The organism is Rhizobium sp. K33 (genome assembly GCF_056501445.1).
Genome location: NZ_CP096478.1, coordinates 3164988 through 3177783, shown reverse-complemented (window position 1 = coordinate 3177783; position 12796 = coordinate 3164988). Strand labels below are relative to the sequence as shown.

The window sequence follows — 12796 nt, the reverse complement described above, 5'->3', positions numbered from 1 at the left end:
GGGCCATGCGCTTCACCATCAAACTCAAATTACTTCTGGCATTCGGCTTCATCATAACGATGCTGGTCGGCACCGCGATCTACAGCGTGTCGAGCATTGCAGATGTCAACACTCATTGGACTGAAACACTGAACGGTCCCGCCGCTCGTCTGAGTTTCGCTCAGGATCTCAACATTGCTCAGCTTCAACAGGTCCGACAGCAGAAGAACATGCTATCGGCGGCCTCGTCCGTCGAGATTGAGAAGTACATGGCAAAAAGCGACGAAGCGCGGGCCACGTTCGATCGAACTTTTGAAGTGATCCTGAGCAAGGCGACTGAAAAAGGTATGGTATTCTGGAACAAGCTTAAGGGATTGACTGCTGATTTCCGCAAGCACGATGACCAGATCCGAGCCTTCATGCTGGCCGGCAATACGGAGGCCGCATCCCGTGTTTCGTCGACGACTGCCCGAGACACAAACACCGCCATCGACCAGCTTCTGGCGGAAGTTTTCGAACTGGAGCGCGAACGGCTCGTTGCCGCCAGCACCAATGCTCAGGAACAATATGTCTCAATCCGATCGATCGTGATCGGTTTGGCCGCAGTCGCTTCGGTCACAGCCCTTGGCGCCGCTCTCTGGATCATCATCTCCATCAGCCGCGGCATCAGCTCCGCCGTTACCACGGTACAGCGCGTCTCTGAAGGCGACCTGACCAAGTTCGCAGATATCCGCACCCGTGACGAGATCGGTATGCTTCTCGGTCACGTCAACGCCATGGTCGAGCGTCTTCGCGGCGTTGTCAGCGACGCGCTTGCCGCATCGGAGAATGTGTCGGCCGGCAGCCAGCAGTTGTCGTCGGGTTCGGAACAGCTCTCGCAGGGCGCGACCGAACAGGCCTCGTCGGCTGAGGAAGCCTCTGCCTCGATGGAAGAGATGGCGGCCAACATCAAGCAGAATGCCGACAATGCCGCCCAGACCGAAAAGATTGCCCGCCAGTCGGCCGCCGACGCTGAAGAGAGCGGCAAGGCCGTCGACAAGGCCGTGACCGCCATGCGCACGATCGCCGAGAAGATCTCGATCGTCCAGGAAATTGCCCGTCAGACCGACCTGCTCGCGCTCAACGCAGCGGTCGAAGCGGCACGCGCCGGCGAACATGGCCGTGGTTTTGCCGTCGTCGCATCCGAAGTGCGCAAGCTTGCTGAACGCAGCCAGGCGGCAGCCGCCGAAATCTCCGGGCTTTCCGGCGAGACGGTTGCCGTCGCCACACAGGCCGGCGAGATGCTGACCCGTCTGGTGCCGGATATCCGCAAGACCGCAGAATTAGTCTCGGAAATCTCGGCTGCCTGCCGCGAGCAGGATATCGGTTCGAGCCAGATCAACGAAGCGATCCAACAGCTCGACAAGGTTACCCAGCAAAATGCTGGCGCCTCGGAAGAGATGTCGGCCACCTCGGAAGAGCTCGCTGCCCAGGCCGAAGAACTCCAAGCCTCCATCGCCTTCTTCAAGGTGGATACGTCGGCAAAGCCGTCGAGCGCCCAGAGCAGCAATCAGGCCAAGCAGTTGAAGGCAGTCGCCGCGAAGATGGCAAGCCACGCCCCGGCAAAGCGTCCTGCTGCACGGCCGAGCGCTGGTACATCCAAAGGCCAGGGCTTCTCCCTCGACATGAGCATGGGCGGCCCCGACAGCGACGATAACGATTTTCGGCAGAGCGCGTGAAGAACCAACGCGGGACATGAGAGAAGTTTAGCGCCACGTGAACGGGCGCTAAGCACCTCCGGCAAATGACGCTGCCGGATCTTCGACCGATGAGGTCTTCGGAAGTTTGAGCATCTTAATCTTCCGACGTGCGACGACGGAGCGTCGAATGAAATCCATCAAGCGCTTTACCCTTATCAAGGACGATTGTTCATGCGCGTCACCATCAAGTCGAAACTGGCCATTGCTTTCGGTCTCCTCATTCTTCTGTCGACCGGAATGTCGACAATGGCAATTTTGAACCTTTCCTCGCTGAATACGGCGATCACCGACATCATTCAGGGCCCCGCCAGCAATCTGCGCAATTCCAGTGACTTGTCCGATGCAGTCTTGAACGCGATCGGTAGCGAGAAAAGTGCTGTGCTGAACAAGGATCCGAAGCTGATCCAGGGATTCGTTGAGGAAGTGTCTGAGAATCAGGCGAAGATTCAGGCGCTTGCCGCGGAAATTGCCAAAGACCGCGACCCGGCAATCAACGCCAAGATCAAGCAGTTCCTCGAGCTTGTACCTGCATGGAAGAGCCTGCAGGATAACGTGCTGACGCTTGCAATCGAAAACACCGACTTCAGCAATGCGCGTGCTGCCGATATAAATATGGGCGAAGGCCGAAATGCAGCCAATGCACTCCTCGCTTCGCTTGCTGAACTGAATGACCAGATTGCTCTCGATCTCAAAGCAACCGATGACGCGACCAACGAGCAGTATAGCTGGTCGCGCAACCTTCTGATTGCCTCGCTCGTCCTGATGTTCGTCATGTCGACAGGTGTGGCTCTGTGGATTGCGCTGGGCATCAATAACGGCTTGAAGAAGATCCAGGCCGCTGTGAGCGCGGTCGCGATTGGCGATCTCGATCAGGATATTGAAGTCAAGACGAATGATGAGATCAAGGACTTGGTCGACACGGTCAATGTCATGTCCGGTAACCTGCGGGCGACGGCTGCCGTGGCAGACCAGATTGCCAATGGCGACTTGACCGTCACGCCGAAGCCGCTTTCGGACAAGGACATCCTTGGCCAATCCCTGGAGAGCATGGTCGAGCGTCTTCGCGGCGTTGTCAGCGACGCGCTTGCCGCATCGGAGAATGTTTCGGCCGGCAGCCAGCAGTTGTCGTCGGGTTCGGAACAGCTCTCGCAGGGCGCGACCGAACAGGCCTCGTCGGCTGAGGAAGCCTCTGCCTCGATGGAAGAGATGGCGGCCAACATCAAGCAGAATGCCGACAATGCCGCCCAGACCGAAAAGATCGCCCGTCAGTCGGCCGCCGACGCTGAAGAAAGCGGCAAGGCCGTCGAGAAGGCGGTGACCGCCATGCGCACGATCGCCGAGAAGATCTCGATCGTGCAGGAAATTGCCCGTCAGACCGACCTGCTCGCGCTCAACGCAGCGGTCGAAGCGGCACGCGCCGGCGAACATGGCCGTGGTTTTGCCGTCGTCGCATCCGAAGTGCGCAAGCTTGCCGAACGCAGCCAGGCGGCAGCCGCCGAAATCTCCGGGCTTTCCGGCGAGACGGTTGCCGTCGCCACACAGGCCGGCGAGATGCTGACCCGCCTGGTACCGGATATCCGTAAGACCGCAGAACTGGTCTCGGAAATCTCGGCTGCCTGCCGCGAACAGGATATCGGTTCGAGCCAGATCAACGAAGCGATCCAACAGCTCGACAAGGTCACCCAGCAAAATGCTGGCGCCTCGGAAGAGATGTCGGCCACCTCGGAAGAGCTCGCTGCCCAGGCCGAAGAACTCCAGGCCTCCATTGCCTTCTTCAAGGTCGACGGGGCGACTGGACGGGCGGGCAGCAATGCGGCCAAGCAACTGCAGACGATCGCGCGCAAGATGGCAGCCGAGACGCCACAGAAGCGCTCCGCAGTAGCACCTCGTCCTCAGGCCAAGCCGCATGGTTTTGCGCTCGACATGAGCATGGGGGGGCCTGACGGCGACGATAACGACTTTCGCCAGAGCGCCTGAGGCGACACCTCAGCGAGACCTCATCAGCGGCCCGCCACACTATGGCGGGTCGGTTCCCTCAGCCGGATCCAGAGCTGCAAAACTTGCACCGACAAAGGTCCGGCCGCGGTGTCGAATTCCAAGGAGTGTGCCAAATGGCCAACGCTGCAACTGAATCACAATACGTGACCTTCAGCCTCGAAAACGAATGCTTCGCCGTACCCGTGGAGGTCGTGCGCGAAATCCTCGATCACGAGGATGCCTTCCGGATTCCCCATGGTCCCGAATATCTTCTGGGACTGCGCGACGTGCGCGGTCAAGGTGTGCCGGTGATCGATCTGCGCCTCAGACTGGGCATGTCACGAACGCAGAAGACGCCGCATACCAGGATCCTTGTGATCGATGTTCCGATCGAGGGAAGGCCACTGTCACTCGGCCTGGTCGCCGACAGGGTCTTCGAGGTCACGGCTTTCCGCCACGACGCAATCGAGGCGGCTCCCGATATCGGCATACGCTGGCGGTCCGACTATATCGCCGGCGTTGTCCGGCGCGCGGGTGATTTCGTGGTCATCGTTGATCTCGTCAAGCTCTTCTCTGCCGCAGATGCCCGCTCGCTGGGCTCAGTCGCGGGCGCAGCCGTGGAACCCGCATGAACGCCTTGAGTACGAAACCCGTTGCATCCCTTGGCCAGGAGCGCTTCCGGCCGGCTTCTGCAGCCGGGGATGGCCTGAGCGCCCGCAATTTCGAACAGCTCGCGCGCTACATATACGACTACAGCGGCATCAAGATGCCCATCACGAAGAAGACCATGCTCGAGGGCAGACTGCGCCGCCGCTTGCGCGTCGTCGGTGTCGAGGGGTTGAATCAGTATTGCGACTTCCTGTTCAACGGTGGCGGTCTCGAGAGAGAGGCCATCCATCTCATCGACGTGGTGACGACGAACAAAACCGACTTCTTTCGCGAGCCGGCACATTTTGATCACCTGACCAGCAAGGCCCTGCCGGATCTCGCTGCCCAAGGCCACCGACGCCTGCGCGTCTGGAGTTCTGCCTGCTCCATCGGCGCCGAGCCCTACACGCTTGCCATGGTTATCGAGGATTTCCTCCAGGCAGAAGGTGGCCCGGATTATCAGATACTGGCCACCGATCTCTCTACCGATGTTTTGCAGGTCGCCAAGCAGGGAATCTATTCCAGCGCCATGATCGAGCCGGTCGATCGGGAGCGGCGCAAGCGTTACGTCATGGAGCCTCGCGATCCCAGCCGCAGCGAGGTTCGGATCCATCCCAAGCTGCGCGCCAAGGTAGGGTTTGCCCGGCTGAACCTGATGGATCCGTCCTACAATGTCGGCAATGCGATGCATGTCATCTTCTGCCGCAACGTCCTGATCTACTTCGACAAGAAGACGCAGGAGAAGGTTCTTTCCCGGCTCTGCGACAAGCTCGCACCGGGCGGCTATCTCTATGTCGGTCACTCCGAAACCATCACCGGTTTTGCCCTGCCGGTCCGGCAGGTGGCCAACACCGTCTTTCAGAAGGTCTGACCGCGCGATGGCCAAAAAGATACGGGTATTGATCGTCGATGACTCCGCCAGCGTCCGTCAGGCACTGACCCAGGTCCTGGAGGTCGATGGCGATATCGAGGTGATGGGCGTGGCTTCCGATCCCTTCGTCGCAGCGCGTCGTATCCAGGAAGAAGTCCCCGACGTGGTGACGCTTGATGTGGAAATGCCGAAGATGGACGGCATAACCTTTCTGCGCAAGCTGATGGCTCAGCATCCGATCCCGGTCGTGATGTGTTCTTCACTGACGGAGGCGGGGTCGCAAACGCTGATGCAGGCCCTGGAAGCTGGCGCAGTCGACATCATCTTGAAGCCGAAGATCGGCGCGGCCGATCACCTGTCCGAGTCAGGCGCCATGATCCGTCAGACGGTCAAGGGAGCGGCTCAAGCGCGTGTGAAGCCTGATCGCCGCCGGGCGCCATTTCCTGGCGCTACAGAGGCTAAACTGACCGCAGATGCAGTCTTGCCACCGCCAACCGGCCGTCCAATGGCCAAAACAACTGAAATGGTCGTCTGCGTGGGAGCTTCCACCGGCGGAACGGAGGCGCTGCGTGAATTGCTGGTGGCTTTGCCTGCGAACGCACCTGGCATCGTCATCGTGCAGCACATGCCTGAAAACTTCACCAAGGCCTTCGCGTCCAGGCTGAATACGCTGTGTCAGGTCGAGGTCAAGGAAGCAAAACACGGCGATCCGGTGCTGCGCGGCCATGTGTTGATCGCGCCAGGCGGTCAGCACATGCTCCTGGAGCGACAGGGCGCTCGCTACCAGGTGGCGATCAAGCAAGGGCCTTTGGTCTCGCGCCACCGACCTTCCGTCGATGTCCTTTTTCGCTCTGCTGCTCGCGCGGCAGGTGCAAACGCCATGGGGGTCATCATGACCGGCATGGGAGACGATGGCGCACGCGGCATGGACGAAATGCACAAGGGCGGCGCCTACACCGTCGCCCAGGACGAAGCCACCTCGATCGTATTCGGCATGCCGAAGGAGGCGATTGCGCGCGGCGGTGTCGATCGTGTCGCCCCGCTTGAGCATATCGCCCGCGAGATAATGGCTGCAGACCGGCGGCACATGGGGTGACCACGGCGAACATGGACACAGCTGTCACCGGCAAGACAAGAGGACGAAGGGTTCAATGATGAACACTGTGAAACTGCAACGGCCCGAAGATCTATCTTCGACAACGGACGTCATTTGCCAGCGACTTGATACAGCACTAGTCCAGATCGAGCAGCGTTTTCTGGATGGCGGGACAGTGCTGGTTGCCGTCCTTGATCTCTTCGGCGGTCTGATGACCTCCATTGCTGCAATCTCAGATGTACTCAAGGAGGAAGAAGCGGCTCAGGCGAGGGGCGAGTTGCTGCGCACCGGCACACTGATTGCCGCGCTGCCGGCACAACAGCGAAACCTCAAGACGCGCTTTGACGCCATCGGTAGCCGGGGTCGCATCCTTGGCGAAGAAGTTGTCGCCATGGAGGAAACGCTTCGCTATCTCCGGACATTCGCCGTTACGGCGAAGATCACTGGTGCGGGTATCGCTGATTTCGCCGGCTTCGCAGAAGAAATCGTCGAACGCATTCAGATCGCCAGCGAAGAGGTCAAGGGATTCGGACAGCGCATTCGCGCGCTTGAGGACCTGATTGGCCAGGCCAGTGCCGATCTCGTCAATCTGAACGGGCAGGATTCTTCGATTGGTTCCATCGTCGAAGACCTAGGTCGCGATGCGCAAGCAATCGAAATGCAGCGCCGTACACTGGCCGACCTTGCAAGCCAGGTCGCCGATCTCGGTATGAGGGTCCAAAACAGGCTTGCCAACACCTTGTCTGCCCTGCAGATCGGTGATGTGACGCGCCAGCGCCTTGAGCATTGTCAGGCGGCTTACAGGATTGTCTCAGATCATCTTCATCGTCCGCAGGCGAAGGCGCTGACAGATAAGGATCGAGATCGTGTTCTTCTTCTCGTCTCACGACTGGTCCGCGATCAGCTCGTCGCAACGAGTGCAGACTTCGACAATGAATGCGAAAAGATCATTCGCAATATGGGCGACTTTTCGAACGACGTGAGCGATCTCCTCAATCTCCAGTATTCAATGCTGCCGCCGAGTGACGTTGCAGCACAGGAAACGGCGATGGTGATGGTTCGAAAAAGCCTGGAGGCTGCCCGTTCAGTGGTCGCCGGTATCGACCGGACGGCTAGGGAGGCGCGCAGCCTCAGTGAAGCAACCGGCGGCGTCGTCCAACAGCTTGTCAGCAGCGTCGAGACAATCCAGATGGTGCGCGCCGACATCCAGTATATGGCTCTGAACACCAATCTTCGCTGCAGCAGGCTCGGAGAGGAAAGCCGCGCCATCAGCGTCGTGACCAACGAGCTGAGAACGTATTCCGCGCAGCTGGACGACGTAACGGAGCGTGCGCTTGCTCATCTGAAGGCGCTCGACGAACAAGCCTCGGGTCTTGGCATGCCTGGAATGGAGCAGGCCGGGGATGATGAGTTGGATCTTGTCTCTCGGATCGACATCGCCCTTTCTCATGTCACCGAGGCAGCCGTTACGCTCGAGCAGAAACTGGAGGATCTGCGTCAGCGGGGGCAGGATATTGCCCTTCAGGTCGCTCGAGCGACGAGCGGGCTCAATTTCCATCAAGATCTGACCGTAATCCTGCGGGACTGCCTGTCACTCGCAGGCAGCGAATGCCAAATTGAAGACATTCCGTCGCTTGATGGGCTGGAGACCGTGCTTGTCGGCATCGCCGAGGATATCTTCGCCAGCTACACGATGAAATCGGAACGCGACATACATCAAGCCGTCTTTGCATCCTTGCCCGCCGTGGAGGCGACGGATGCGGGTCCGAGAGAGCCGCAATTCTCAAGCGATGATGCGCTCTTTGACGATGCGCTGTTTTGATGGCAGCCCATGCTGCGGATCTGGGCCCCCAGGTCAGGCCACCAGACGTGCTGAAGACTGAGGAACCGGCTCTTTCGCCCTGGCTTTCAGGATGCCGTATCTGATCAGCCGGGCAAGCACCTCTCGACCCAGCATTTGTGCATTCTCTTGTGCCCGATCGAGATTGCTGACCGTTGTTGCATCGATCGTGTAGAGTGTCTCGCCACAGGAGAACACATCGCGAAACGCTGCACGCTCGACAATCGGGGTCGCCAGAAGATGCACCCGCTTTTGCGACAGGAGTGTCTTTACGCCCTGTAGTGCGCGCGTCGTGATGATCGGATTGATGCGGGTGAGCACGACCGAATGCGGGATGCGCATCCCGGCCTTGTCCTCAAGATACTGGATCAGATCAATGACGTTGGCTGCACCTTGTGCGTCCATCGCTGATCCTTGAGCCGGTATCAGGACATAATCCGAGTGGCCCATGGCCTGGGCAACCAGCGGACTGCGGGCGCCGGGAAGATCGAGAAGCACGATGTCGACCTGCGGTTCCCAGCGCTTGATTTCCCGTTCAAGGTTGGACGAAGAAACATAAGGCACCACCAGCAGCCGTTCCTTGCCGCGTTGACCCAGCTGCTCTGCCCAACAGGAAATCCAGCGTTGTGGATCTGCATCCAGGACCGCGACCCGAAGTCCCATTCGCGCCAGTTCGGTTGCAACCAGAAGAACGGCCGTTGTTTTCCCCGCACCGCCCTTGGTGTTGGCGAAGGTCAAAATGGGCATGTCATTATCCAATCCCGGCTGCGGAAATGCTTGATGCAAGCGACTGAAATATATGGCATCAGCATGAACAAAGATGCTTAACCGTCAGTAAATCCGCATCGCTTTCGAAGCGCAAACCGGAAGCCTTGTCCTCAAAACGGGTCACGAGAGGATCGAGCTTGGCGAAGGTGGCTCATTTGAGCTTGAAGGTGTCCTCGTTGCGGACGTTCCTCAACAGAAAGATCCCGTAGAGGAAGTTGGGCAGGACGAGTGCGACGGGGAGGAGGAGGCTCCATCCGCCGACATTCACGGCCGCGGCTTCGCCGGTCGCTTGTTGACTGGCGGAGATGGTGAATGTGCCGAAGTCCCACAGGGCGTGATAGAGGATCGGCGGCCAGAGCGAGCCCGTGCGGACGAGGATCGCGATGAAGGCGACACCGCTCAGGGTGGCTGTGAAGGCCTGGAGCAGGGCCATCAGGAATTCGCCGGTGGTCAATGCGTTAAGGATATGCACGGAGCCGAACAGGACCGAGGTCCAGATCATGGCGGGCCAGAGCTTCACTCTCGTTCGCAAGGCCTGAAACAACACGCCCCGGAACATGGTCTCTTCCGACAGGCCGACGAAGAGAGTGCTGAAGAGGATCATCAGCATCAGGCTCAAGGGCGGCCATCCGAGCAGGCCGGCGATGCTGAGGAAGCCGACGATATAGAGTGCCGGGAACCAGAGGAGCCGGAGCGTTCCCGGTAGTGGTGCCCCGAACTTGAGGTCGCGCCATCCGCTTACCAGGATGACGGCCACCAGAAACAAGAAGGCGGCGATGACATTCCAGAGCGGTCCCTTCGTCAGCCCTTCGATCAGCGACTGCTTCTGGCCGTCACTCAGCCACATCCCTCCGAAGATCGTGATGGCGGCCCAGAGAAGATAGACCAGCAGGCTGAAGGGGAGGCGGGCTCGTCCGTGTGCGTAGTTCATGTCGTTTTGCCTTTTCTCAAGGGCTGCTGGTGACGGTATCGATCGCGATCCGGCTGATTGTTCGTCATGAGGGGTTGTGTCTCCATGAGGGCGGCAGCGTCTTCCCCCGTTTTGCCGCCATGCGCAGCAAGACCAGACCCAGGGCCGTGCAAAACCCGAATGCCACCACGCTTGCCTCCATGCCGAACTTGCCGCCCGTCAGGAATTCGGATCCTTCAAGGCTGGCCTTGATGAGGCCGGGTTGTTCGAAGGCACCGGAGACGGAGCCGGAATAGATCCCGCTCTGCACGAAGTTCCAGCCCATGTGGAAGCCGATGCCGAGCCAGAGACGCCGGGTGAGCAGATAGAGCGCCGCGAGCAGAATGCCGGCCTCGACGGTGATCGCAAGGGCGCCCAAGAGGCTCGCATCCGGATTGCCGAGGTGGCGCAGCCCGAAGATCAGGGCCGAGACCAGGAGCGCGATCCAGCTGCCGGCGAGTTCCTCGACATTGCGGAAGATCACGCCCCGATGCAGCAATTCCTCGAAGACGCCGGAGCTGATCGCCATGGCGATGGAGGGTAGAACAAGGATAACGGGGTTGACCCCGTCGACGCGATAGACGCCGAGCACCATCAGGATCAGCACGCACAGCGTATAGAGACCGGCGCCGCCCAGAAGTCCAAGGCCCAGTTCGCGCGCCAGCGGTGCCCGCGCCAATTCGCTGACCGGGCGTCGTTCGATGAAGCGGACGAATGCTGAATAAACGACGATCGCGAATACTGCCATCAGAGCCGCACTTCCGATTGCAAGCAGCGGGCGGTCGGCAAACTGCCCGCCCCAGAAGCCGTTGCTGATCCCCATCAGCACAAAAAGCACCGGGGCAAGCAGGAGGATGCGTGTCAGCGGAAACTGCAGGATCCTGAGCCAGAGTGGCCGAGGACCCTCTGTTGCATCCCCTAAATCCCTCGTCTGTTGCCGGTGGGGCAAGTGCCTGACCTCACTTCGCGGCCTTTGCCCAGTCCGGCATGTGCCACTCGATCTTGATGCTGTCCGCGCAGTCGTTCGATAGTTTGCGGCTGGGCTGATTGATGAAGGCCACGCCCATGTCGGCCACGCAGGGCTGGTAGAGCAGCGCGCCATGGCCGGCCTCGGGGATCATGAAGACCTGGGCATTCGTCAGTTCTTCGGTCGCGAGTTTCGCCCAGCTTGCCGGCGTCTGGCTGTCATAGAGACTTCCGATCGAGAGCGTCGGGATGTCGCTTTTGACCGGGACCTGCCAGTTGTCGCGCTGAACCTGCTTGAAGGGGATGCAGGAACCGAAGACGAAGCGGGCCGCCTCGTCGGCATCATCGCCGATATAGGGGTATTTCTGCGCAGCGGTGAATTTTTGATAGCCCTCGAAACTGTTGAAGGGCAGGTCTTCCTGGCAGGCATAGTTGAAGAGGTAGAGGTCGCCGAAGAAGGCTTCTTCCGATTTGGCGATGTCCCGCTGGATGATGGCGAAATAGCCGGCGACTTCCGCTTCGCTCATGCTGTCGATCAGGGCCGTCAGCCGGCCTGAGGCCTCGCCGCTGGTATGGGTCTTGACGAAGGTGACAAGCGCTTTCTTGGACGGATTGATGTTCTGCAGGGCAGCGTAGTCGGCGACCATCCTGGCAGCCTTGGCGTCATCGCTCCCGCGTGCGGCAATCAGCGCTTTCTCCAATTCGATATCGAAGAGGGTGGCGACACGGCCATAGTTCTTTTCCGCATCGATTTCGTCGCGCAACTGTTCCATGATGCTCTGGTTCGAGCGGTCTAGCCTGGCCGAAATCACGGCATTGTCGGCCAAGGTGCCGATCAGGGCGCGCTGGGCCTTTGGCAGCGTCGCGGACGCCTTGGCAACGTCGTCATCACCCGGCATCGGCATGACGAAGTCGCGACCGACCAGCAGGTCGACGGTCGGCATCTCCTTGCCGCGATGAAGTTCGTAGATGAAGGCGGGCAGATAGGGCGTCATCGACAGGTTGCCGTATTTCGCGTTGCGCTCCTCGAAGGGACGAAAGATCGTCTTTGGCTCCATCGGCTTGCCCTGGTGAATGACCTTGCCGGCCTTGGCGGCGTGCAGGGTCTCGATGATGATCTTGTCGAGTTCCGGGAAGGTCGTGTTGCAGGTCTCATCCGTCTTGCACTGTTCGACCACGTGTTCGATCGGCTCGCTGACCTTCAGCGCGAAGGTGTCGTAGAGCTTCACCCAGGGCGGCGCTACACCGTCGATGACAACCGATCGAATGCCCTCGGGCGCAACCCGCATGGCTTCCAGCGCCAGCTTGGTGCCGTAGGAAATGCCGTAGAGATTGTAGCTCTCGTAGCCGAGCGTCTTGACGATCGTCGGGATATCCCTGGCGTTCTCGGTGGTGTTGTATTTGGAGATGTCGATGCCGGCAGCTTCGATCTCCCGCAGGCAATCGGCGATCGTGTTGTTGTCGACATTCGATCCGTCGATCGCAGTGGAGGTGTATTGTTTCTTGGCGATGATGGCGGCATTGGCCGCCAGCGCGTTGAAGCATTTGACCGAATGGCCTGATAGGCCGGCCGAGCGCTGGTCCCAGAACACCACGTCGCGGGTTTTCCGCAAGGGTTCGAAGGTCTGGGCGAGCAGCGGGATTTGCACCATTGCACTCCCACCCGGGCCGCCCTGCAGATAGACGACCGGATCGCGTTCCGGATAAACCGAGTGCGATTTGAGGATCGCGAAGTCGAGGCTGATCTTCTTGCCATCAGGCTTCGCATGGTCCTCTGGAACCTGAACCGTTCCGCAAAAGACGGTCTTGCCTTCGATCTCGTCGGCGGGAAGGGGGCGCGGGCAGACGATCTGGGAGATCGGCGCGTTTCCTGCCGTAGCCGCCTTCAAATCGGCGAAACCTTCCTCGGCGTTGCCGGTGAGGAAGGAGATCAAGGCCAGTATGCCGGTATAGTCCATCGAAA

Annotated in this window: 10 protein-coding genes; 6 read left to right on the top strand and 4 right to left on the bottom strand. The window is 59.7% G+C overall.

The genetic code is table 11. The annotated features are described in order from the left end of the window. Window positions 1-5 precede the first annotated feature (5 nt). The 6 genes from M1E12_RS15470 (at window position 6) to M1E12_RS15445 (ending at window position 8132) form a co-directional block, all read left to right on the top strand. Complete coding sequence (locus M1E12_RS15470; RefSeq protein WP_479562437.1) at window positions 6-1697, top strand: methyl-accepting chemotaxis protein; 1692 nt, start codon at window positions 6-8, stop codon at window positions 1695-1697. A gap of 192 nt (window positions 1698-1889) precedes the next feature. Further along, on the top strand, window positions 1890-3695 hold the full coding sequence (locus M1E12_RS15465; RefSeq protein ID WP_479562436.1) for a methyl-accepting chemotaxis protein: 1806 nt from the start codon (window positions 1890-1892) through the stop codon (window positions 3693-3695). Window positions 3696-3829: 134 nt separating this feature from the next. Further along, on the top strand, window positions 3830-4327 hold the full coding sequence (locus M1E12_RS15460; protein WP_479562435.1) for a chemotaxis protein CheW: 498 nt from the start codon (window positions 3830-3832) through the stop codon (window positions 4325-4327). Beyond that, window positions 4324-5214: a CheR family methyltransferase gene (locus M1E12_RS15455; RefSeq protein ID WP_479562434.1), complete on the top strand. Its 891-nt coding sequence runs from the start codon at window positions 4324-4326 to the stop codon at window positions 5212-5214. The genes M1E12_RS15460 and M1E12_RS15455 overlap by 4 nt, the downstream gene beginning before the upstream one ends. Window positions 5215-5221: 7 nt before the next feature. Beyond that, a complete protein-coding gene (locus M1E12_RS15450; protein ID WP_479562433.1) occupies window positions 5222-6310 on the top strand; it encodes a protein-glutamate methylesterase/protein-glutamine glutaminase in 1089 nt (362 codons plus the stop codon). 55 nt (window positions 6311-6365) lie between these two features. After that, the gene (locus tag M1E12_RS15445; protein ID WP_479562432.1) at window positions 6366-8132 is read left to right on the top strand and encodes a hypothetical protein; all 1767 of its coding nucleotides are present in this window, start codon (window positions 6366-6368) and stop codon (window positions 8130-8132) included. 33 nt (window positions 8133-8165) lie between these two features. Here the strand turns inward: M1E12_RS15445 and M1E12_RS15440 are convergent, their stop codons facing one another. From M1E12_RS15440 to M1E12_RS15425, 4 genes are all read right to left on the bottom strand, one after another. Continuing rightward, window positions 8166-8897 (bottom strand): ParA family protein, encoded by a 732-nt coding sequence (locus tag M1E12_RS15440; protein ID WP_479564895.1) that lies wholly within the window; start codon window positions 8895-8897, stop codon window positions 8166-8168. Between the two features lie 172 nt (window positions 8898-9069). Continuing rightward, window positions 9070-9849 (bottom strand): lysostaphin resistance A-like protein, encoded by a 780-nt coding sequence (locus M1E12_RS15435; RefSeq protein WP_479562431.1) that lies wholly within the window; start codon window positions 9847-9849, stop codon window positions 9070-9072. Between the two features lie 64 nt (window positions 9850-9913). After that, a complete protein-coding gene (locus M1E12_RS15430) occupies window positions 9914-10690 on the bottom strand; it encodes a lysostaphin resistance A-like protein (RefSeq protein ID WP_479562430.1) in 777 nt (258 codons plus the stop codon). Window positions 10691-10826: 136 nt separating this feature from the next. Next, a complete protein-coding gene (locus tag M1E12_RS15425; RefSeq protein WP_479562429.1) occupies window positions 10827-12791 on the bottom strand; it encodes an alpha/beta hydrolase in 1965 nt (654 codons plus the stop codon). Window positions 12792-12796 lie beyond the last annotated feature (5 nt).